The organism is Euzebya tangerina (assembly GCF_003074135.1).
Lineage (GTDB): Bacteria > Actinomycetota > Nitriliruptoria > Euzebyales > Euzebyaceae > Euzebya > Euzebya tangerina.
On the sequence record NZ_PPDK01000001.1, the window covers coordinates 2,003,740 to 2,026,639 of the forward strand.

The window sequence follows — 22,900 nt, forward strand, 5'->3', positions numbered from 1 at the left end:
ACCTGTTGCTCAGTGGCTGCGGCTACAACACCCCGCCCTCCGTCATCTTCTTCATGTCGAGGATGCGGTCGACCTCGTCCTCGGACAGCCCCGAGTCCGCCTTGACGACCTCACGGAGCGGGCGGTCCTCCTTCAGCGCCTTCTTGGCCAGCTCCGCTGAGAGGTCGTAGCCGATGGCCGGCACCAGTGCGGTCACCGACGAGAGGTTCTTCTCGACCAGCTCGGTGTTGCGCTCGACGTCGGCCTCGACGCCGGCGATGCACTTGTCGACGAAGTTGCGGCAGGTGTTGGACAGCAGCGTGATGGACTCGAGCACGTTGCGGGCCATCATCGGGATGTACACGTTCAGTTCGAAGTTGCCGGAGAGCCCGCCGATCGTGACGGCCGCATCGTTGCCGATCACCTGGGCGGCGACCTGGGTCACCGACTCGGGGATCACCGGGTTGACCTTGGCTGGCATGATCGAGGAGCCCGGCTGGATCTCCGGCAGCCGGATCTCCCCGAGGCCGGTCCGCGGCCCCGAGCCCATCCAGCGCAGGTCGTTGGCGATCTTGGTCAGGCTCGCCGCAATCACCTTGAAGGCACCGGAGAGTTCGACCAACGCGTCGCGCGCGCCCTGCGCCTCGAAGTGGTTCTCGGCCTCCCGCAGGGCATCCAGGCCCGTCCGCTCCCGCAGATCCGCGATCACACCATCGGTCATGCCCTCGGGCGCGTTCAGGCCGGTGCCCACGGCCGTTCCGCCCAGTGGGAGTTCGGCAACCCGCTCCATCGCACTCTCGACCCGGACCTTGCCCAGTTCCACCTGGCGCGCGTAGCCGGAGAACTCCTGTCCGAGCGTCACCGGCGTCGCGTCCATCAGATGCGTCCTGCCGGACTTGACCACGTCGGCGAACGCCTCCGCCTTGTCCGCGAGGGCCTGGTGAAGGTACTCCAGCGCCGGAACCAGGTCCGCCGCGCAAGCCTGGTAGCTGGCGACGTGGACGGCGGTTGGGAACACGTCGTTGGAGGACTGCCCCGCGTTGACGTGGTCGTTCGGGTGGACGAGCTTCGAGCCGAGGTCCCCGCCGAGGATCTCCGTCGCCCGGTTCGCGATCACCTCGTTGGTGTTCATGTTCGAGGAGGTCCCGGACCCGGTCTGGAACACGTCCACGACGAAGTGGTCGTTCAGGGTCCCGTCGATCACCTCCTGGGCTGCCGCGGCGATCCCGTCGAACTGTGCCGGCGTGATGACGCCCTTGTTCCGATTGACCACGGCTGCTGAGGCCTTGATCTGGCCGAGGGCCTTGATGAGCGCCGGCGGGATGGGCTGGCCGGAGATCGGGAAGTTCTCCGCAGCACGCTGCGTCTGCGCGCCGTAGTAGGCCTTCGCGGGCACCTGCATGTCGCCCATGGAGTCTGATTCGATTCGGAAGTCGCTCATGGCGCTCACGATAGAGCGCCGTCCCGTCCGCGGCGATGCCTGCGGGCCGGCGGATCGCGATCAGCTACCAGCCCAGCGGCTCCCCATCCCGGAAGAAGCCGCCGGAGGGGCCATCGTCGGGCAGCGTCGCGGCATACACGACGGAGCGGGCCCCGTCCTCGATCGGCCTGGCACCCATCTGCTCGGCGCCCGGGAACGTTGCCGTCAGGCCGGGACAGACGGCGTTGACGAGGACATCGTCCTCGGCGAGTTCAGCGGCAAGACTGCTGGTCAGCGCGTTGATAGCGGCCTTGCTGATCCCGTAGCTGGCCGCAGCGCCGCCGCGGGCGGTGAGCCCGAAGTCGGGATCGGCGTGGCTGCCAGCCCCGCTGGACACGTTGACGATCCGCGGGTGGGCACTGGAGCGGAGCTGTGGCAGGAAGGCCTGGATCATGGCCCAGGTGCCGTACAGGTTGACGTCGAGGACCTGGCGCGACCGGTCGAGGTCCGCACCGGAGGTGGACTCGGTCCAGTCGACGAACGCGGCGGCGTTGTTGACCAGGATGTCCAGCTGTGCTTCGGCCGCGGCGAGGGCGGCTGCGTAGGCGCTGATGCTGCCGGCATCCGCGACATCCAGCGGCAGTGGCAGGCTGCGGGCACCATCCCCGAGGGCGTCAGCGGTCTGGGATGCGGTCGCCGGGTCGCGCCCGCTGACGTAGACCGTTGCACCGGCGCCGATCAGCTGTCGGGCCACCTCCTGCCCGATTCCCCGCGTCGACCCGCTCACGAGCGCCACACGCCCATCGAGTTCTGCCATCACCCACATCCTTGATTGAAACGGACTGTTCCGTCACAATGACTGGTGATGACTGAACGGTCAACCCCCCGACGCCCGGGCCGGCAGCGCCTCCCGCGGGAGGAGCGAGCGCGCCGGGTGCTCGACGTCGCCGCCCGGCTGTTCTACGAGCGGGGGGTCCACGAGGTCGGCATGGACGAGCTCATCCGGGAGACGGGGCTCGGCAAGGCGACGGTATATCGCCTCTTCCCGAGCAAGGACGAGCTGATCGGCGCCTACCTCGAGCGGCGGGCGAGGGTGACCCTCGGCTTCATCGATGCCGACATCGCGGCCCACACCGGGCGGCCTGCCGAGGCCATGGCAGCGATCGTGGACGGCGTCCGAACCCACATCGAGGGCGATGGGTCTCGAGGCTGTCCGTTCAACAACGCCTCGATCGAGTTCGACGACCCGGCCCATCCCGCTCGGGTGCAGGCCCGTGCCTACCGCGAGGGCCTTCGAGCACGGTTGCGGGGGCTGGCCGAGGAGTTGACGGGTGCCTCCGAGCTCGGAGACCACCTCGCCGTACTCATCGACGGCATGTACACCAGCGCCGCGCACCTGGGTGCCGCCGGTCCGGCCCGCAGCGGACACGAGCTGGCACGACACCTCATCTCCCGTGCATCGGGCAGTTCGGCGGTGGACGACTAGGCTCGGCTGCTCATGGCAGCAACGATCCACCTGGTCCGGCATGCAGTGACCGAGGCCACGGGCTCGAGACTGGGCGGTCGCACGCAGGCGTCGCTCTCGGAGAAGGGGCAGGCCCAGGCGGCGGTCACCCGGGACGTTCTGGCCGGAACCAAGTTCGGTGCCGTCTACGCCTCGCCGCTGCCCCGCACCACCGAGACGGCAGAGATCATCGCGCGGCCCCATCGGCTCAAGGTGCGTGACGCGCCGGGCGTGATCGAGATGGACTTCGGCCGCTGGACCGACAAGCCCCTCAAGCCGCTGTTCAAGCACAAGCTGTGGCCGGTGATTCAGCAGACGCCGTCGCTGGTCACGTTTCCCGACGGCGAGAGCATGCGGGGCGCCCAGGCCCGCGCGGTCGACCAGATCGAGGCGATCGCGGCCAAGCACAACGCCAAGAACGTGATCGTGACCAGCCACGCCGACATCATCAAGATGCTCATCGCGTTCTACTCCGGGATGCCCTTCGACACGTTCCAGCGGCTGCGCGTCGACCCCGCGTCGGTCACCGTCATCTCGACCGGCAAGGGGGAACGACCCGTCGTCCACTCCACGAACCACGTCCCCTACGGCGGGGAGTTGCGATGATTCCCGTGCTGCGCACCGCGCCGCCCCAGCCGTCCGGCTCCGAGCCGGCGGGATTCTCGCAGGACTGGCGGCGCGCATGAGCCCGAGCTTCGACTTCGACCCCGTGGAGTGGATCACCGCATCCTCGATCGGGCCGCCGGGAGACCGCACCTTCTACGTCCAGGCCCGCAAGGACGGCGAGTACGTCGCGCTCGTCGTGGAGAAGGCGCAGATCCGTTCGTTCGCCGACCTCGCCCAACGCCTGCTCGCCGAGGCCGGGGTCACGATCGTCCCGGACGATGTCGACTCCACGCTCGAGTTGCACGGTCCGGTCCAGCCGGTCTGGCGAGCCGGACAGATGAGCCTCGGTACGGACGAGGCTGCCGAGATCTTCGTGCTCGAGGCGGTTGAGTTGGTGACGCTGGAGCCGGGAACCGATCCGGAGTCGCTGGACCCCGACGAGATCGAACCCGCAACGGCGCGCTTCGTGATGGACCGTGAGCAGATGACCGCCATGACGGCGTTCGCCGCGTTCGCCGTCGAACACGGGGGACGGGAGCGGTGTCAGGTGTGTGAGGGCCTTCGTGACCCACTGGCTGGGTGCATGGGCTGCCCGTTGACGAACGGGTCCGGTCCGAAGCGCATATGAGCGCGAGCGGGCTCAGCGTGTTCGACAGCGAGGCTGCCGCCTTCGCCCGAAGCCACGGCGACGGCCTGGTGCACCTGGCCGAGGACGAGATCACGATGCTCGGGTTCATCTCCTCCGCCAGCAACGGGACCATGCTGGTCCACCTGGGATCCGAGGCCGAGCAGCGCTACGCGATCTACAAGCCCGGCCAGCACGAGCGGCCGCTGTGGGACTTCCCCGGCGAGCTGTACCTGCGGGAGGTGGCGGCCTTCGAAGTCAGTGCCTTCCTGGGGTGGGACCTCGTGCCACCTACCGTGGTGCGCACGGGCCCGCGAGGTGAGGGCTCCCTCCAGCTCTTCGTGCCACACGACCCCGCGGATCACTACTTCGAGCTGGTCGAGGACGCCTCGCTCTGGCCGCAACTCGTCCGCATGGCGATGTTCGACATGGTGTGCAACAACGCCGACCGCAAGGGTGGGCACGTCCTGCGGCGCAGTGGGGCCGATCAGCTGTACGGCATCGACCACGGACTGACCTTCCACACCGAGACCAAGCTGCGGACGGTCATCTGGGACCTGCCGGACGTGCCGTTTCGCGAGGAGGACAAGGACGACCTCCGGCGACTGGAGCGCTGCATCGCTGGCGATGAACCCTTCGCCAGGCGGCTGCACGAGCTACTGACCATCCGCGAGGTGGACGTCCTGCGCGCCCGGTGCGAACAGGTTGCCGGCATGACAGCCATGCCGCGGATCCCCTCGCAGGACCGCTGGTACCCCTGGCCGCCCATCTGAGCCGGACGACCACGCCACCGATCAGCGATGTGGCCGGGGCGAGCCCGGCGCGTCAGTCCTGTTGGGGGACCAGACACCCGCCCTGCAGCCGGTCAGGACCGCCTGTTGGAGCCTCCTCATCCCCGCACAACGCGTTGCCGAGGTCCGAGCCGCCGGTGTCGAAGGCGATCACCTCGCTGACGACCGCGTTCTCGGGGAGTGGGATCAGCGTCCACGCGGCCGGCAGTTCCCGCGCCTGGGTGAGCCCGTTCAGTCCCTCACCCGTGGTCGTCGTGCCGCCGACGGTGGCCACCTCGGGCGGCGACGCAACGATCACGTAGGCGGGGTCCGCGTCGTCCGGCGCGTCGATGCCCCAGATCGGCCGCAGCGGATCCGGTGTTGCGCAGGTGCGATAGATCGAGCCTTCGCTGTCCGTCACCTCGGCGCAGACGCCGTCGCGTGACCATGTGGCCTGGCCGACCTCGGCGCCGGCCAACAGGAGGGGGCTCGTCACCGGCCCGTCGGGCGGTGGATCGAAGCCCAACCCGGCGTTCAGACCCAGATCGTCCTGCAGCCGTGGGGAGATGGTCAGGATGACCACCAGGAACACCAGCAGGAAGGCGCCAGCCGCCACCACGAAGAAGGTGCCGCTGCGGCGCGGGGGCTGGGCACCGACATCGGTTGTCGTCGACCGCGATTCGCTCACATGGCCATCATGCCGCGCGCTACTTGACGCGCTTGCCGCCGTGGGAGTCCAGCCGATAGATCCGGACCTGGCCGTCCTGTCGGACGTAGGCAATGATCCCGTCGCTGGTGCGGTGGGTGGAGATGACCTGGCGGTCCATGGTCTGACCTTCCTTGGTAAGCTGTCAGAGCGAGTTGGACCTTACAGATGAGGTTGTAATTAGTCAATGGACTACGGTCATTACACGACGCAGACGATGGAAGAGACCGTCGCGCTGACGAACGGCCTGGCGAACGGGGAGCGTTCGATCTCCGACGATGAGCTGGAGGAGTTGCTGGTCCGCTTCGGGACGTGGGAGCGGGGCATCGACATCGAAGGGCTCACACACCTGGCCAGCCGTCTGCGGAGTGTCTTCTTGGCGGACGACGAGGCGGACCAGGCCCGGATCCTCAACGAGCTGATCGCGTTCTACCAGCCGCATCCGACCATCACGGACCACGACGGCCAGGGGTTTCACCTGCACTACGGACCGCCAGGAGCCGGGCATCTGCGGATGATCGCGACGTCGATGACGATGGCCGTCGCGCTCGTCTTCTGCGACTACGGGGCTGACCGGCTGGGTGTGTGCCCTGACTGCGAGGACGTCTTCGTCGACACCACCCGCAACGGGCGGCAGCGATTCTGCTCGAGGACGTGTGCCAATCGGGTCCACGTGGCACGTCATCGGGAGCGGACGCGGTCAGAGTGAGTCACGACGACTCGAAGCTGGTCGGCATCGACGACATCCGCGCGGCGCGTGAACGCATCCAGGATCTGATCCAAAGAACTCCCATCGAGGAGTCTCGCTCGGTCAGCGCCATCACCGGAGTGGAGACGCTGCTGAAGTGCGAGCACCTGCAGCGGACCGGGTCGTTCAAGATCCGCGGCGCGGCCAATCGGATCGCGGTCCTGGGAGAGGCGGAGCGAGCCGCCGGGGTGGTCTGCGCCTCGGCCGGCAACCACGCGCAGGGCGTGGCCTTGGCGGCATCGACCATCGGCGTCACCTCGACGGTCTTCATGCCGGCCGATGCGCCGCTCCCCAAGGTCGAGGCAACGCGCGGGTACGGTGCGAACGTCGTCCTCGGCGGCGCCACGTTCGATGACGCGCTGGAGGCAGCCCGGGCGTTCGAGCACGAGCACGGCGCCACCTTCGTCCATCCGTTCGACCACCCCGACGTGATCGCCGGCCAGGGGACGCTGGGGCTCGAGATCCTGGAGCAGGCACCGGAAGCCGCGACGGTCCTGGTGGCCATCGGGGGCGGAGGGCTGATCGCTGGCGTTGCCGTCGCTCTCAAGGCGCTCCGGCCGGACATCCGCATCATCGGTGTGGAACCCGCGGGGGCGGCCAGCGCCGTCCAGGCCCTGGGGGCCGGCCACGCCGTGACGCTGCCCGAGATCGGGACCTTCGCCGATGGCATCGCGGTGAAGCGGGTTGGGGACGTGCCCTTCGCGCACATCCACCGGCTGGTCGATGACGTCGTCGTGGTCACCGACGAGGACATCGCGCGCGCCGTGCTCCTCTTGGTCGAACGGGCCAAGCAGGTGGTCGAGCCGGCGGGAGCCGCCCCGCTCGCCGCACTGCTGCGGGGTGACCTGGACATCACCGGACCGGCCGTCCCGCTCCTGTGCGGGGGCAACGTCGACCCGCTGCTGCTGGGCAAGATCATCCAGTCAGGCCTGTACGAGGAGGGCCGGTATCTGGTGGTCAACACCCGGGTAGGGGATCGCCCCGGCGCACTGGCACAACTCCTCGGCCTGATCGCGGGGGCCAAGGCCAACGTGCTCGCCATCCAGCACCACCGTCTCAACACGGCGCTCGGGCTGCTGGAAGTGGGCGTCGAGATCCAGCTCGAGACCCGCGGCGTTGCCCACATCCGTGAGGTGGTCCGGGTCCTGGAGGAGGCCGGGTACCCCGTGGAGGCGGAGATCCCCGACTGAGGGAGTCTTGCGGACCAGCGCTCCTCCACCGCGACCGCCAGCCCGCGCCCGCCGGCCTGTCCCGGCAGCCCGTGCCACCATGGCCGGTCATGGCGTCGTCTCCTCCCCTCGAGCATCCGCGGTCGATGCCGGTGCAGTCCCCGGGCACGTCGTTGGGTCAGGTCGTCTCGGGCTCGCTCTCGTGGCTGCTGGCGTCCATGACGGTCGCCGGGGTCATCGTCCGCGCGGTGGGCCTGGATGTCGGGCCCCTGCTGATCCCCGCCATGGCCATGTTCCCCTATGCCGTGGCTGCCGCAGCGTTGCTGTGCCTCGTCCCCTGGCTGACCCGGAACCGGGTGGCCGCCGTGACCATGACGGTGGCGGTGGGTGTCGGCGTTCTGTTCCTGGTACCCCGGGCGGTGGGTGCACCGGCAACCGTGCAGGCGGGCACGCCCGAGTTCCGGGTCGCCTCGCTGAACGTGCTCTTCGGCCAGGCCAGGGTCGAGGACGTCGTCAGGATCGCCGAGCAGGTCGACCTGCTGGCCCTCCAGGAGATCGACCAGCCCTTCGTCGAGGCTCTGACCGACGCGGGTATCGACGAGTTCCTCCCGCACCGGGTCGTTGAGTTCCGCGGCGGGGCCGGTGGGTCCGGCGTGTGGTCCCGCGACCCACTGCAACCACTCGCGCCCGTGGCGACGACCTTCGCGACGATCCACGTCGAGGTCCAACGATCGGACCGGATTCCCATGAGCGTCGCTGCGGTGCACCCGGTCCCGCCGATCGGCTTGGAGGGGGCGCCGCTGTGGGAAGAGGAGCTAGCGACCCTGGCTGATCTCGCCCCACTGGACATCATGCTCGGCGACTTCAACGCCACTGCTGACCACCGCCGGTTCCGGGCGATCGTGGACCGGGGCATGACCGATGCTGCCGAGGCGGTGGGACAGGGCCACCGTCCGACCTGGCCTGACCGGTCGTGGTTTCCGGGGATCCCGCTGGACCACATCCTGACCGGTCCTGGGGTCGCGACGCTGGCGTTCGATGTCACGCCCGTCCAGGGGTCGGACCACCGTGCGGTCATCGCCCGGCTGGCTGTGCCTGACCCGACCCTGAGCGTGCCGCCCGAGGGCTCCGGTTCGTAGGTATCTCCGGCTTCTCGGTGTATCGACGGCCCAGCGGCCGCTAGTCCCGCGCGACCAGGTCGGCCATCTCGGCGATGAGCCGACTCACCTCGAAGTCCTTCGGGGTGTACACCGCGGCGACGCCTGCGGCGAGCAGGGCCTCCTCATCCGCTGCCGGGATGATCCCGCCCACGACGACGGGAATGTCCTCGGCGCCCTGGCCCCGCAAGCCCTCCAACACCTCCGGAATCAACTCACCGTGTGAGCCCGAGAGGATCGACAGGCCGATCAGGTGGACGTCCTCGTCCACCGCGGCCCGAACGATCTGAGCCGGCGTCAACCGGATCCCCTCGTAGATCACCTCGAACCCGGCATCCCGAGCCCGGACGGCGATCTGCTCGGCGCCCGACGAGTGACCGTCCAGACCGGGCTTGCCCACCAACAGGCGTGCCTTGGTGCCCAGTCGCTGCTCAGCCCGCGCGACCGCCGCACGGGCGGCCGCCAACGATTCCGCACCGTCGCCTCCGACGGCCGAGGGGGGGAGTGCCGCGGCGGCCGAAACCCCGGTCGGCCCCCGGTAGGTCCCCCACTCGGCTCGCAGTGCCTCGGTCCACTCGCCCGATGTGACGCCAGCCTTGGCGGCGGCGATGGACGCGGGCATCACGTTCTCACCAGCGGCCACCGCCTCCCGCAGTTCCGCGAGCGCCCCCGCCACCGCCTGGTCGTCCCGTTCCGCCCGGAAGGCCTCCAACCGCTCGATCTGCTCGGCCTCGCTGGCCGGGTCGACCTTCATGATCCCGCCGTCAAGTCCGTCCATCAGCAGGGAGGGTTCCGACTCCGTGAACGCGTTGACACCGACGACCGTCTGGTCCCCGGACTCGATCCGCCGGAGCCGCTCCGCGTTGGAGGCGACCAATTCGGCCTTCATGTACTCCACAGCCGAGACCGCCCCGCCCATGTCGAGGATCCGGGTGTACTCCGCTCGCGCGGCGTCAGCCACCTCCGCAGTCCTCGCCTCCATGACGTGGGAGCCGGCGAAGATGTCCTCGTGCTCGAGCAGATCGGTCTCGTAGGCCAGGATCTGCTGCATGCGAAGCGAGAGCTGCTGGTCCCAGGGGCGGGGCAGGCCCAACGCCTCGTTCCAGGCCGGCAGCTGGACGGCGCGGGCCCGGGCGTCCTTGGAGAGGGTGACAGCCAACATCTCCAGCACGATCCGGGCGATGTTGTTCTCGGGCTGCGCCTCGGTCAGACCCAGGGAGTTCACCTGGACGCCGTACCGGAACCGCAGGTGCTTGGGGTCGCGGACGCCGTACCGCTCACGGCCGAGCTCGGCCCACAGCTGTCCCATCGCGCGCAGCTTGGCGACCTCGTCCACGAACCGGATGCCGGCGTTGACGAAGAACGAGATCCGTCCGAAGACCCTGCCGAAGTCCTCCTCCGACACCGTTCCCCGGCCGCGGATCTCATCCAGCACCGCAGTGGCGGTGGCCATGGCGAAGGCCACCTCCTGCACCGGGGTCGCCCCCACCTCCTGCAGGTGGTAGCTGCAGATGTTGATCGGGTTCCACTTGGGGACCTCGGCGACCGTGAACGTGATGACGTCGCCGATGAGGCGGAGCGACTCCTCCGGACCGAAGACGTAGGTCCCGCGGGAGAGGTACTCCTTGATGATGTCGTTCTGCGTGGTGCCGCGGAGGACGGATCGGTCGACCCCCTGGTTCTCGGCGACGGCGATGTACAGCGCCAGCAGCCACGCAGCGGTGGCGTTGATGGTCATGGAGGTGTTCATCTCGGCGAGGGGGATTCCGTCGAAGAGGGTCTCCATGTCCGCCAGCGAGCAGATCGGGACGCCGACCTTGCCCACCTCGCCCCGGGCGAGGACGTGGTCCGCGTCGTACCCCGTCTGGGTCGGCAGGTCGAACGCAACGCTCAGGCCCGTCTGGCCCTTCGCCAGGTTCGATCGGTAGAGCTCGTTTGAGGCCTTGGCGGAGGAGTGCCCCGAGTAGGTGCGGATCAGCCAGGGACGGTCGCGCTCGCGCTGGTTCATACCTGTCAGTGTGCAGGACGCGCAGAGTCGCCCACAAAGCGTATGGTGCCAACCGATGGAACCCGTCTACACACCGGTCATCGGTGCCGCTGTCGGCTTGTTCAAGGCGATGCGCTGGACGGTGCACGTCAGCGGCGCACACAACATCCCGTTGACCGGTCCGGCCATCCTGGCCAGCAATCACATCGGGTACCTGGACTTCGTGGTCGTGGGCTACGGCGCTCGCGAGGCCGACCGGTTGGTGCGGTTTGCCGCCAAGCAGGAGGTGTTCGAGCACTCGGTCGCCGGGCCCCTCATGCGGGGTATGAAGCACCTGCCCGTGGACCGGGACGGCGATGCCATGGCCATCATGCGGCTGGCCAAAGAGCGTCTGGCGCTAGGACAGGTGATCGGGATGTTCCCGGAGGGGACGATCAGTCGGTCGTTCATGCCGGCACAGGGGAAGACCGGCACCGCCCGGATGGCGCTCGAGTCCGGCGTGCCCTTGATCCCGACGGCGGTGTGGGGCTGTCAGCGCCTCTCGACCAAGGCGGTCACGAAGAACATCGAGCGGAACATCGAGATCAGGGTGACCTTCGGCCCACCGATCCCGTACGACCAGGACGACGAGCCCCGAGACCTCAGCCGCCGGCTCATGGAGAAGATCACGGGGCTGGTCGTGGCGTTGCAGGAGGCCTACACCCAGGTCCCGGCCGGGCCGGAGGACAGCTGGTGGCAACCGGCGCACCTGGGCGGGTCAGCCCCCACGCCGGAGGAGGCTGAGGAGATGATCCGCCAGGAGCGGATCGAACGACGTCGGCGGCGGAAGGCCGAGCGGGAGGGCGGCGGGTAGGCCCCGGTCAACTCGCCGTCATCGCGGTGACGAACAGTGGCGTTCCGACTTGGCAGAAGGTCGCCATGCCGGGGTCGATCGCACCCTCCACCGTCACCTCGTCGCCGGCGCTGGCGATCTCGCTGCCGCTGGCGTCCGCGACCACGCCGTTGCGTGCGTCGACTGCCAGCTCGGAGCTCGGGTCGGCCAGGACCTCGTACTGCTCGCCGTCGACGTCGAGCACCAGGCAGCCACCCTCGACCTCGACCAGTTCCAGCGTGCCCGTCAACGGGAACCGGGGCCCCGACGCCCCATCCGCGGACTCCTCCGCCGTCTCCGAGACCCCGTCAGAGCCGGCGGTGTCGCCCTCTGTCGGCGCGGGCACGTCGCTCTCGTCAGCGGAAACCGGCGCATCGGAAGCGTCGTCCGATGGCTGGACGGTCACATCTGCGGCCTCGTCTTCTGCGGCGCAGGCTCCGAGCAGCACGGCGGAGAGCAGCACGATCGCGACGACGGGCAGGCTTCGAGACACGGGACGCATGATGACCTTTCTAGCGCGGGTGCTTGCGACTGGTTGGACGCACGACCTGGGAAGATCGTTCCATGGAGGTCCTCCAAGCCAGCAGCGCGGCGGATGTCTCGTCCTGGCTGGCGGAGACGGCGAGTGTCCCCTTCCTGGCCGTCGACACCGAGACGACCGGCTGGGACCCGTGGCGCTCACGTGTCCGCCTCGTGCAGGTGGCCGCCGGACCGGCACATCCGGTCTTGGTCCTCGACACGGCGCGGGTCGACGCGCAGAGCCTGAGCAAGGTCCTGGCCGATACCCAACGCCTGAAGGTGTTCCACAACGCGGCGTTCGACCTGCGCATGTTGTGGGCCACGGGCCTGGACACGCGCCGGGTTGCCGACACGATGCTGGCCCAGCAGCTGCTCGACGGCGTCGCGGTCACCCCGGTCGGCGCGTCGCTGGCCGCGATCGCCCTCCACCGGTTCGACATCGTGCTGGACAAGTCGGTCCGCACGACGTTCATGGACGGCGGGACCTTGACCGACACCCAGATCGAGTACGGCGCGTTGGACGCCCGCGTGACCTGGGACACCTTCGCCGAGCAGATCGAGGAGCTGAAGGCGCAGGGCATGGTCCGGGTCGCCCGACTGGAGTTCGACGCGCTCCGAGGGGTCACGGCCATGCAACATCGTGGGATCGGGCTCGATGCCGACGCCTGGCGCACCACGCTGGCGGTCACCGAACGACGCCTGCCGGCCCTGCACGACCGGACGCAGCGGGCGCTGGTCACCGACACATCCCCGCAGACGCTGTTCGGTCCGGAGCCGGTCAACCTCGACTCACCGGAGCAGGTCATCACGGCCCTGGGCCGGACCGGTCTGCACCTCGAGTCGACTCGGGAAGCCGTCCTCCGTGATCACACCGACCACCCCGCGGTCGACGCGCTCCTCGCCTATCGACAGGCTGCGAAGCTGGTCAGCGGCTGGGGTGGGGACTGGGTCGAGCGGGCACTCCACCCCACCACCGGCCGTGTCCACGCCAGCATCCAGCAGATCGTCGGCACGGGCCGGATGGCGCACTCCGACCCGAACCTGACCCAGATCCCCGCTGACCCGACCTATCGGCGTTGCTTCGTCCCCGGTCCGGGGAACGTCATGGTGGTGGCCGACTACTCGCAGCAGGAGTTGCGCGTCCTGGCGGCGGTCTCTGGCGATGCGGCGTTGACCGAGGTCTTCGCATCGGGCGCTGACCTGCACAGCCGCACCGCCGCCACGGTCTTCGGGGTGGACGCCGAGGCGGTCTCTGCCGACCAGCGCAAGGCCGCGAAGGCCCTCAACTTCGGGCTGATGTATGGCATGGGTGTTCGTGGGTTCGCCAGGGCCACGGGGATGACAGAGCCTGATGCCAGGGCAGCCATGGACGCCTACTTCGCGGGCTTCCCGCAGGTGGCCGCCTGGCTGCGGGGCATCGAATCACAGGCCCGCCGTACCCACCGGGTCGCCACGCCCCTCGGCCGGGCACGCTACCTCACCGACGCTGGGACCTTCGCCCGCAACGCACCCATCCAGGGCGCCGGCGCCGACATGACGAAGCTCGCCGTCGCGCGGACCGAGCAGGCGCTGGCCGACCGATTCGGTGACGACCCCGCAGCCCCGCGTGGCCTGGTCCTGACGGTCCACGACGAGTTGGTCGCCGAGGTCCCGGCTGCGCACGCCGAGGAGGGCCGGATGCTGGTGGAGCAGGCGATGGTCGAGGCCGGCCGGGAGGTGCTGGGTGAGGTTCCTCCGGCGGTGGACGTGGCGGTCGGCTCGTCCTGGGCCGCGAAGGGTTGATGGGCCGCGCGGTCAGTCCGTCAACGATCGGTGCAGCGCCGTGATCGGGTCGACGTGGTCATAGCCCAAAGCCGCTGCAACCGCCGGCTCCGTCACCATCCCGGCGTGGACGTTCAAGCCGGCGGCGAACATGGGGTCCTGGGAGAGCACCGTCTTCGCCCCGTGATCAGCCAACCGGATGGTGTAGGGCAACGTCGCGTTGTTGAGGGCCATCGCCGAGGTCCGTGGCACCGCGCCGGGCATGTTCGCCACGCAGTAGTGGACCACCCCATCGATCACGTAGGTCGGGTCCGCGTGGGTGGTCGGCCGTGACGTCTCGAAGCAACCACCCTGGTCGATGGCCACGTCGACCAGCACGGACCCGTCACGCATCTCCGGCAGCATCTCCGCCGTCACGAGTCGGGGTGCCCGCGCCCCCTTGACCAGCACGGCGCCGATGACGAGGTGGGCTGCCAGCACCTCGGCCCGCAGGCTCGCTCCCGTCGAGTAGATCGTCCGCAACTCCGCCCCGAAGCGACGGGACAGGCGGTCGAGGACGCCGAGGTCGCGGTCGAGCACGGTCACGTCTGCGCCCAGCCCGATGGCCATCTCGATGGCGTTGACCCCGACCACACCTCCGCCGATCACCACGACCTTGGCTGGTGCCACACCCGGGACGCCCCCGAGGAGCATGCCGGCACCACCGCTCTGCGTCTCCAGGGCGTGAGCCCCCGCTTGCACGCTCAGGCGTCCGGCGACCTGCGACATCGGGGCCAGCAGCGGCAGGCCGCCAGCGTCGTCGTGGATCGTCTCGTAGGCGATGCAGGTGGCACCCGACTCCACCAGATCCTTGGTCTGCTCGGGGTCCGGCGCGAGGTGGAGGTAGGTGAACAGGACCTGTCCTGCCCGCAGCATCGCCCGTTCGGCGGCCTGTGGTTCCTTGACCTTGACCACCATCTCGGCCTCGGCGAAGACCGTCTCGGCGTCGGGGACCAGGCGTCCCCCCGCCTCGGTGTAGTCATCCGGTGTGGCCCCGATCCCGTCCCCACATCCGGTCTGGACCAGGACCTCGTGTCCATGGGCGACCAGTTCCGCGACGCTGCCCGGCGTCAACCCAACCCGGCGCTCGCCGCTCTTGATCTCCGTCGGGACTCCAACTCGCATCATCACACCTCTTCGTCGCCTCGATTGCCGCCCACAACCTAACCCCTTTGGCGGAGGGCCGAACGGGGCACGGTGGGAGCATGAGCATCCTCAGCCAGACCGCCGCACGGCTGCCCTCGGCGCCGGTGCCGGGTCTGTCGTGGGCGGTGCGCAACTGGCTCCGCCGCTCGTTCGGTGAACCCCCGCTGGACCCCGACGGCACGCCAGGGGACCACGGCCTGTTCGGTCCGGGCAGCGCGTCGTGGCAGGTGTTCGGCGACGCGGCCTCGATCGTCGGCGGGATCCGGTCGCTGCTGGTCGAACTGACCCACCCGCTGGCGATGGCCGGCGTGAGCGATCACTCGCGATACCTCGACGAACCTCTCGAGCGGCTGCAGCAGACCTCTGCCTACTTCGCCCTGATCACCTTCGGGTCCACGGCGGAGGCGGTCGGCGTGACCCGACGTGTCCGGGCCATGCACCGACGCGTCACCGGACACGCGCCGGACGGTCGGCCCTACGACGCCGCCCGACCAGACCTCCTCACCTGGGTCTCGATCACGGCCACTGCCAGCTTCCTGGTCAGCGACCGGGCCTTCGGGACCAATCCTCTGCCGCAAGCCGACCGCGATCGCTTCGTGGCGGAGCAATCCCGCGTGGCCAGCCTGCTCGACCCGCGGGTCGACCTGGAGGAGTTGTCCGGGATTCCGGACCTCGGCGCCGCCCTCCATCGGGGGGACGTCACCCTGCCGCTGATCGAGGAGGGTTGGATGCCGCTGACCGAGCAGGCGCTGGACGAGCGACTGGCCAGCTTCGACGACGCCCTCGCGGTCGGGCAGCAGGGGCGGACCTGTCTGAAGTTCCTGCTCTGGCCGCCGGTCGATCCACTGCTGCGATTGGGATACCTCCCGACGTTGGCGGGCGCGTTGGCCACCCTCGAGCCCGGGACCCTGCGGCTGCTCGGCCTGCCAATCGGTGAGGTTCCCGCCACGATGATGCGCCTCAACGCAGAGGTGGCCCTGGTGGCACTGCGCACCGCATTGGCATCGCGCTCACCCAGCGCGGAGCAGGCGGGCAGGCGGGCCGAAGCCTGACGTCCTGAACGAACCGGCCCGATGGCCAACTGCCGGACGTGTGCGGGCCGTGAGCGAGTGTCGGCGGTGGTGCCGAACACCGTCGCGTTTTGCCCTTGATCCTGCGGGCGGATCCGTCAAGACTGACGGCTCACGAGCCGTGTCGTCGCCGTGACGGCTTGTGACAGCCGCTATTCGCCGCTCCACATCGGAGAAGTCATGTCGCTCGCCCGTCGGTTCGTTCCCGTCTGGATCACCCTCCTCCTGATCCTGAGTCTGCTCTCACCACCGGCCACGGCCGAGCCCGCCAGTTCCGACCCGGGCGGAGTCGAGCCGACCGGCACAGCAGCCCCGAGCGCTGCGGCGACCGCCGCGCAGTCCGCGGACACGGACTGGCCGGCGGACGAGGAGTTGGCCCTGCCGTCACTCCGCGACGAACTGGACGACGAGGTCTTCTACTTCGTCCTGCCCGACCGCTTCCACGATGGTCGAGCTGACAACAACTGCGGCGACTACGAGGGCACCTGCACCACCGAGGAGATGCTGGAGCACGGATTCGACCCGACCGACCAGGGCTTCTACCACGGGGGCGACCTGGCCGGGCTGCTGGACAAGCTCGACTACATCGAGGGGATGGGCGTGACCGCGATCTGGATGGCCCCGGTCTTCAAGAACCGCCCCGTCCAGGGCGTCGAGCCCGACATCTCCGCCGGCTACCACGGCTACTGGACCGTCGACTACACCCAGATCGACCCGCACTTCGGCACCAACGAGGAGCTCGAGAGCCTGATCGACGCGGCCCACGATCGCGACATCAAGGTGTTCTTCGACATCATCACCAACCACACGGCCGACGTGATCACCTACGAGGAGGGGGTGTTCACCTACGTCCCCAAGGCCGACCAGCCCTACCTGGACGTCACGGGCGAGCCCTTCGATGACCGGGACTTCGCCGGCACCGGGACCTTCCCCGAGCTCGACCCGGCCGTGTCGTTCCCGTACACGCCGACCTTCGCCACGGCGGAGGACGAGACCATCAAGGTCCCGGAGTGGCTGAACGACCCGACCCTGTACCACAACCGCGGCGACTCGAGCTTCTCGGGGGAGAACTCCGCCTACGGCGACTTCTTCGGCCTCGACGACCTGTTCACCGAACACCCGACGGTCGTCGAGGGCATGACCGACATCTTCACCTTCTGGACCGACAACTACGACATCGACGGGTTCCGGATCGACACGGTGAAGCACGTCAACCGGGAGTTCTGGGAGCAGTGGGTCCCGGCCGTCCTCGACGACGTGGCCACCGATGACAACCCCGACAACGACGACTTCTTCATGTTCGGCGAGGTGTTCACCGCCGACCCGGCGTTCCTGTCGATCTTCACGACCAACACCGACATGCAGGCGGTGCTCGACTTCGGCTTCCAGGACCGCGCCACGGCCTTCGCGGCTCGCAGTGCGCCGACCAATGAGCTGGCGGCCTTCTTCGCCTCCGACGACTGGTACACCGACGCCGACAGCAACGTGTACAGCCTGCCGACGTTCCTCGGCAACCACGACATGGGCCGCATCGGGACGTTCATCTCCCAGGCCAATGACGGTGCGGACGACAGCGAGCTGCTGGCCCGCGACGTCCTCGCCCACGCGCTGATGTACGCCGCTCGCGGCATGCCGGTGATCTACTCCGGCGACGAGCAGGGGTTCACCGGCACCGGCGGTGACAAGGAGGCGCGACAGAACCTGGATCCCAGTCAGACACCGATCTATCAGGACGACGACCAGATCGGGTCGACCGAGACCCCAGCGGACGACAACTTCGACACCGATCACCCGCTGTACCTCACCATCGCCGATCTGTCGGCGCTGACCAGCAACCACGAGGCGCTCCGCAGCGGCGCGCAGCTGCCGCGATATGCGCAGGACAGTGCCGGGCTGGTCGCCTTCTCCCGGGTGCTGCGCGAGGATCAGGTCGAGTACCTGGTGGTGGCCAACAACGCCGAGACCGAGGCGTCGGCAACCTTCGCCACGGGGACCCCGGACGCCACGTTCAACCAGCTCTGGTCGACCGACACATCCGGTGACAGTCAGCCGGCGCCGGTGACGAGCTCCGCGAGCGGCGAGGTGAGCGTCACCATGCCGCCGCTCTCCCTGACCATCTTCCAGGCCGACGCTGCGCTGCCGGCCCGCGATGCGGCACCGGGCATCACGCTGAACGACCTGGACCGCTTCGACATCGAGCAGGACAGTCAGGAGCAGCACGGCCTGGTGCTGTCCGCCGAGCTGGACGAGGACACCTTCACCGAGGTGACGTTCGCCGTCTCGATCGACGGTGGGGAGTGGGCGGTCGCCGGGACGGACGACAACGCACCGTACGCCGTCCACTACCGGACCGACGCCGCACCCGGCACGTCGGTCCGGGTCAAGGCCGTCGCGCGTGATGGCTCCGGCAACCTCTCCTCCGCCACACTGGAGGGTGAGGTGCCTGCACCAGGCAACCCGGGCGGTGGTGGGGACTGCTCGGTCGACACTGCGGTGGTCCACTACAACCGGCCCGACGGCGCCTACGACGACTGGACCCTGTGGTCCTTCTTCGACATCACGAACACGATGCCGGGGGACTACCCGAACGGGCTGCCGTGGGACGGCGAGGACGACTTCGGTGTCTTCCGCACCCTTGACCTGACGCCCGACGCCCAGCAGGTCGGTGTGATCGTCGTGGACGGGAACGGGACCAAGGACGGCACCGAGGACGACCGGATCTTCGACCCGAGGGTCTCACCCGAGGTGTGGATCAACGCCGGCGACCCGACGACCTACACCTCGCAGGCCGCTGCCCAGGGCTACGTGAGCGTCCACTACCAGCGGCCGGACGGCGAGTACGGGACCTGGCCGAGCGACGACTTCACCGACTTCTGGGGCCTGCACCTGTGGGGTGATGCGCTGGCCGACGGCGTCGCGACGGAGTGGACCGCCCCCCGGGCCCCGGACGGGGTGGACGAGTTCGGTGCCTACTGGCAGGTCCCGATCGACGACGCGGACAGTGCTTTCAACTTCATCATCCACCGCGGCGACGAGAAGGACCCCGGCCCGGACATGTCCGTTATCCCCGCGGATGACTACGGCGATGTCTGGATCCAGTCGGGCGAGGAGGAGATCCACCGCTCCGCGGCCTCGGCGACCGACACCGCCGTCCTGCACTACCAGCGCCCTGACGGCGACTACGGCACCTGGCCGAGCGATGACTTCACCGACTTCTGGGGCGTCCACACCTGGACCGGGTCGGCCAACCCGACCGACTGGCCCGCTCCGGTCCAGCCGACCAGCGTCGACCGCTGGGGTGCCCGGTACGACATCGATCTGGTCGACGGCGCCTCCGAGCTCGCCTACATCCTCCACCGTGGGGACGAGAAGGACCTGCCCGAGGACCAGTTCCTCGATCTGGACGGTGTCGGCCACGAGGTCTGGATCGAGTCCGGCGAGCCCGGGTACGTTCTGCCGATCAGCGGCTGTGACGGACCGGGCGAGGGCGGCTCGCTCGCGACCCAGTCGGCCCACTGGCTGACCAGCGACACGATCGCCTGGGACGTCGAGACCGACGCCGACGGCACCTACGCGCTGCACTACGCCGCCGACGGTGGTCTGGAGCTGGTCGAGGGTGGGATCGACGGGGACGAGCAGGTGCCGCTCGAGTGGGTCTCGGACAGCCTGCCCGCGGGTCTCGCCGAGGCCTACCCGCACCTGGCCGGGCTGGACGTCCTCCGGGTGCCCGGCGACATCGACGTCCCGACCTGGTTGCGAGGCCAGCTGGCCGTCTCGGCCGTCGCAGACGGCGTCCGAGTGGACGCGACCGGTCTGCAGCTGCCGGGTGTCATCGACGAGCTGTACGCCACGGACACGCGGCTGGGCGTCACCTGGGAGAGCGGGCAGCCGACCATCGCCGTGTGGGCGCCGACCGCTCAGGACGTGGCGCTTCGCCGGTACTCGGTCGGCGACGCAGACCCGGACTCGCCCGACGAGCAGCTGCCCATGACACGTGACGACGCCACCGGCGTGTGGAGCGTGACCGGAACCCCCGACTGGGCCGGCAGCTACTACCTGTTCGAGGTCGATGTGGTCACCCCGACCACGAACAGCCTCGAGACCAACCTGGTGACCGACCCGTACGCTCTGTCGCTGTCGACCAACTCGACCAAGAGCCAGATCGTCGACCTGGCGGGAGATGCGGCCCTGCAGCCGCCCGGCTGGGACGACGTGGGCACCACCGCTCCGGACCGGCCCGAGCAGCTCAACCTCTACGAGCTCCACGTCCGTGACTTCTCCATCCGTGACGAGACGGTCCCGGCGAACCTGCGTGGCACCTACGCGGCGTTCGGTGTGGAGAACTCTGATGGCATGGCCCACCTGCAGTCGCTGGCCGCCAGCGGCATCAACGCCGTGCACCTGCTGCCGACCTTCGACATCGCCACCATCGAGGAGGTGCGGGCTGACCAGGCCGAGCCGGACCCCTCGCCCGAGGCGAGCCTGGACGACTGGCCGGCGGACTCAGAGGTCCAGCAGGAGCGGGTCGAGGCCGTGGCCGATGAGGACGGGTTCAACTGGGGCTACGACCCCTACCACTACACCGCCCCCGAGGGCAGCTACGCCACCGATCCGATGGGAACCCAGCGGATCGTGGAGTACCGCGGCATGGTCCAGTCGCTGAACGACACCGGACTCGGCGTGGTCATGGACGTGGTGTACAACCACACGGCCGCCGCCGGCCAGGCTGACCAGTCCGTGCTCGACCGAATCGTCCCCGGCTACTACCACCGACTGCTCGAGGACGGCGCCATCGCCACCTCCACCTGCTGCCAGAACACGGCCCCCGAACACGCGATGATGGGCCGTCTGGTCGTGGACTCGATCGTCACCTGGGCCCGCGAGTACAAGGTGGACGGGTTCCGCTTCGACCTGATGGGCCACCACCCCCGCCAGAACATGCTGGACGTCCGCGCTGCGCTCGACGCCCTGACGCTGGAGGATGACGGGGTCGACGGGTCGCGGATCGCCCTCTACGGCGAGGGTTGGAACTTCGGCGAGGTGGCGAACGACGCCCGCTTCGTGCAGGCCACACAGGCCAACATGGCCGGGACCGGCATCGCCACCTTCAACGACCGGTTGCGCGACGGCGTGCGCGGCGGGGGCCCGTTCGACGAGGATCAGCGGTCAAACCAGGGCTTCGGCTCGGGCCAGTGGACCGATCCGAACGGGGTCGACGGCAACGACGGCAGCGCTGACGAACGCGACGCGCTGTTGCTGAATGCCGATCGCATCCGTGTCGGCTTGGCCGGCAACCTGGCTGCCTACACCTTCATCGACCGGACCGGCGCGACCGTGACCGGCGCCGAGGTGGACTACAACGGCTCACCCACGGGCTACACGGCGGATCCGCAGGAGAACGTCCTGTACGTGTCCGCCCACGACAACGAGACGCTGTACGACTCCAACGTCTTCAAGTTGCCGGCCGACGCCACCATGGACACCCGGGTGCGCATGCAGGCGCTCGGTCTGTCGACCGTGGTGTACGGCCAGGGCATCTCGTTCTTCCACGCCGGGTCGGAGCTGCTGCGATCCAAGTCGCTCGACCGCAACAGCTTCAACTCCGGCGACCACTTCAACGAGGTCGATTGGACCTACCAGACCAACCGCTTCGGCATCGGGTTGCCGCCGGCGCCGGACAACTCCGATCGCTGGCCGGAGATGCGGCCGCTGCTGGCTGACCCGGCTCTCGAAGCCGACAGCGCTGCGGTCCAGGCCTCCTACGCCCGAGTCGCCGAGCATCTCGAGGTCCAGCAATCCTCACCCCTCTTCGCGCTGGAGAGCGCCGAGCAGGTCCAGCAGGTCGTGCAGTTCCTCAACACCGGAGCCGACCAGGTACCTGGACTGATCGCCATGCACCTGGATGACACGGGCGGGCTGGACCTCGACCCCGAGCGAGACCGACTCGTGGTGCTATTCAATGGCACCGACGAGGAGCAGACCTTCACCGTGGAGCCGCTTGCGGGGCGGCAGCTCGACTTGCACCCGGTGCTCGCGGCCTCTGAGGACGCGGCGGTCGCAGGTGCGTCCTACGACGCGACGACCGGCACGTTCACCGTGCCGGCGCGGACGACATCGGTGTTCGAGGAGTCGGCCGTGATCAGCCTGGACGCGGTCGCCGTGCCACGGCGACTGACGGAGGCTCAGGGCTGGGTCGTGGTCAGCGCCTTCAGCGGCGAGGTGGACCTGGGCGAGGTCGACCGGCGCACGGTCGGCTTCGGCCCGGCCGAAGCCCGTCCCTGGTGGTGCTGGTCGGTCGACTGGGACCGAGACGGTGACGACGAGCGTGCCACCTGCCTGTTCCTGGTGGCCCAGACGGGACTGGTGGCCGGTGACACCGAGTCCACACTGGTCGGCGCGCTACGAGACGGCCAGCAGATCCAGGCGGTTGTGCCGGTCGACGTGCGGGCTCCACGCAACTGCCCGCGCTGGTGGCCCTGCCATCGGGCCGGGCTCGGCGGCGGTGGAGGTCAGGTGGTGACCGACACCACGGGGTAGAACGCGACGTGGTCCTTGATGTGGGCCGCGTCCGCCTTCGGGTCCGGGTAGAACCAAGCGGCGTTCTCGTGCTTCACACCATCGACCTCGATGGTGTAGTAGCTGGCATCGCCCTTCCACGGGCAGTGGGTGTGGTGGTCCGTGGTCGTGAACAACTCCCCGGAGACCGAGTCGGGCGGGAAGTAGTGGTTGCCTTCGACGATCTTGGTGTCATCGCTCTGCGCGATCACCGTGCCGCCCAGCGTTGCGGTTGCCATGGCCGTTCCTTAGCGTTGCGTGCGAGCCC

General features: G+C 68.9%; 18 protein-coding genes. 11 read left to right on the top strand and 7 right to left on the bottom strand.

Annotated elements, in window-relative coordinates; translation table 11 throughout:
- Positions 1–22: 22 nt before the first annotated feature.
- Both C1746_RS09295 and C1746_RS09300 read right to left on the bottom strand, forming a co-directional pair.
- Positions 23–1,420, bottom strand: a complete 1,398-nt coding sequence (locus C1746_RS09295) for a class II fumarate hydratase (RefSeq protein WP_116714332.1) — start codon at positions 1,418–1,420, stop codon at positions 23–25.
- A 64-nt stretch (positions 1,421–1,484) separates the two neighbouring features.
- Entirely contained in the window at positions 1,485–2,216 is a 732-nt protein-coding gene (locus C1746_RS09300; protein ID WP_116715642.1) for an SDR family NAD(P)-dependent oxidoreductase, read from the bottom strand.
- Positions 2,217–2,264: 48 nt separating this feature from the next.
- Between C1746_RS09300 and C1746_RS09305 the strand changes: the two genes are divergently transcribed.
- The 4 genes from C1746_RS09305 to C1746_RS09320 all read left to right on the top strand — a co-directional run bounded on the left by C1746_RS09305 (position 2,265) and on the right by C1746_RS09320 (position 4,907).
- Positions 2,265–2,885: a TetR/AcrR family transcriptional regulator gene (locus tag C1746_RS09305; RefSeq protein WP_116714333.1), complete on the top strand. Its 621-nt coding sequence runs from the start codon at positions 2,265–2,267 to the stop codon at positions 2,883–2,885.
- 12 nt (positions 2,886–2,897) lie between these two features.
- Positions 2,898–3,509, top strand: coding sequence for a histidine phosphatase family protein (locus C1746_RS09310; RefSeq protein WP_116714334.1), 612 nt, complete (start codon positions 2,898–2,900; stop codon positions 3,507–3,509).
- 76 nt (positions 3,510–3,585) lie between these two features.
- Positions 3,586–4,137: a DUF3090 family protein gene (locus C1746_RS09315; RefSeq protein WP_116714335.1), complete on the top strand. Its 552-nt coding sequence runs from the start codon at positions 3,586–3,588 to the stop codon at positions 4,135–4,137.
- Entirely contained in the window at positions 4,134–4,907 is a 774-nt protein-coding gene (locus C1746_RS09320; RefSeq protein WP_116714336.1) for an SCO1664 family protein, read from the top strand. The genes C1746_RS09315 and C1746_RS09320 overlap by 4 nt, the downstream gene beginning before the upstream one ends.
- Before the next feature lie 52 nt (positions 4,908–4,959).
- Here C1746_RS09320 and C1746_RS09325 read toward each other — a convergent pair whose 3' ends face one another.
- The gene (locus C1746_RS09325; protein WP_116714337.1) at positions 4,960–5,592 is read right to left on the bottom strand and encodes a hypothetical protein; all 633 of its coding nucleotides are present in this window, start codon (positions 5,590–5,592) and stop codon (positions 4,960–4,962) included.
- Between the two features lie 205 nt (positions 5,593–5,797).
- On the opposite strand from C1746_RS09325, the gene C1746_RS09330 reads away from it, so the two are divergent.
- The 3 genes from C1746_RS09330 to C1746_RS09340 all read left to right on the top strand — a co-directional run bounded on the left by C1746_RS09330 (position 5,798) and on the right by C1746_RS09340 (position 8,666).
- Positions 5,798–6,319: a CGNR zinc finger domain-containing protein gene (locus tag C1746_RS09330; RefSeq protein ID WP_116714338.1), complete on the top strand. Its 522-nt coding sequence runs from the start codon at positions 5,798–5,800 to the stop codon at positions 6,317–6,319.
- Positions 6,316–7,548, top strand: coding sequence for a threonine ammonia-lyase (gene ilvA, locus C1746_RS09335; RefSeq protein WP_205711787.1), 1,233 nt, complete (start codon positions 6,316–6,318; stop codon positions 7,546–7,548). The genes C1746_RS09330 and ilvA overlap by 4 nt, the downstream gene beginning before the upstream one ends.
- A gap of 125 nt (positions 7,549–7,673) precedes the next feature.
- Positions 7,674–8,666, top strand: a complete 993-nt coding sequence (locus tag C1746_RS09340) for an endonuclease/exonuclease/phosphatase family protein (protein WP_162867570.1) — start codon at positions 7,674–7,676, stop codon at positions 8,664–8,666.
- 40 nt (positions 8,667–8,706) lie between these two features.
- Here C1746_RS09340 and C1746_RS09345 read toward each other — a convergent pair whose 3' ends face one another.
- Complete coding sequence (locus C1746_RS09345) at positions 8,707–10,692, bottom strand: protein meaA (RefSeq protein WP_116714340.1); 1,986 nt, start codon at positions 10,690–10,692, stop codon at positions 8,707–8,709.
- Between the two features lie 55 nt (positions 10,693–10,747).
- Between C1746_RS09345 and C1746_RS09350 the strand changes: the two genes are divergently transcribed.
- Positions 10,748–11,524, top strand: coding sequence for a lysophospholipid acyltransferase family protein (locus C1746_RS09350; RefSeq protein ID WP_116714341.1), 777 nt, complete (start codon positions 10,748–10,750; stop codon positions 11,522–11,524).
- A gap of 7 nt (positions 11,525–11,531) precedes the next feature.
- Here C1746_RS09350 and C1746_RS09355 read toward each other — a convergent pair whose 3' ends face one another.
- On the bottom strand, positions 11,532–12,044 hold the full coding sequence (locus C1746_RS09355) for a hypothetical protein (RefSeq protein ID WP_116714342.1): 513 nt from the start codon (positions 12,042–12,044) through the stop codon (positions 11,532–11,534).
- A 62-nt stretch (positions 12,045–12,106) separates the two neighbouring features.
- Here C1746_RS09355 and C1746_RS09360 point away from each other — a divergent pair, with 62 nt between their 5' ends.
- Positions 12,107–13,843: a DNA polymerase gene (locus tag C1746_RS09360; protein WP_116714343.1), complete on the top strand. Its 1,737-nt coding sequence runs from the start codon at positions 12,107–12,109 to the stop codon at positions 13,841–13,843.
- Between the two features lie 12 nt (positions 13,844–13,855).
- Here the strand turns inward: C1746_RS09360 and ald are convergent, their stop codons facing one another.
- On the bottom strand, positions 13,856–14,986 hold the full coding sequence (ald, locus tag C1746_RS09365) for an alanine dehydrogenase (protein WP_116715644.1): 1,131 nt from the start codon (positions 14,984–14,986) through the stop codon (positions 13,856–13,858).
- 80 nt (positions 14,987–15,066) lie between these two features.
- Here ald and C1746_RS09370 point away from each other — a divergent pair, with 80 nt between their 5' ends.
- Complete coding sequence (locus C1746_RS09370) at positions 15,067–16,059, top strand: oxygenase MpaB family protein (protein WP_116714344.1); 993 nt, start codon at positions 15,067–15,069, stop codon at positions 16,057–16,059.
- 198 nt (positions 16,060–16,257) lie between these two features.
- Entirely contained in the window at positions 16,258–22,614 is a 6,357-nt protein-coding gene (gene pulA / locus C1746_RS09375) for a pullulanase-type alpha-1,6-glucosidase (RefSeq protein WP_116714345.1), read from the top strand.
- Here pulA and C1746_RS09380 read toward each other — a convergent pair.
- The gene (locus C1746_RS09380) at positions 22,587–22,871 is read right to left on the bottom strand and encodes a DUF427 domain-containing protein (RefSeq protein ID WP_116714346.1); all 285 of its coding nucleotides are present in this window, start codon (positions 22,869–22,871) and stop codon (positions 22,587–22,589) included. The two genes, pulA and C1746_RS09380, sit on opposite strands and share 28 nt — an antisense overlap.
- Positions 22,872–22,900: the final 29 nt, after the last annotated feature.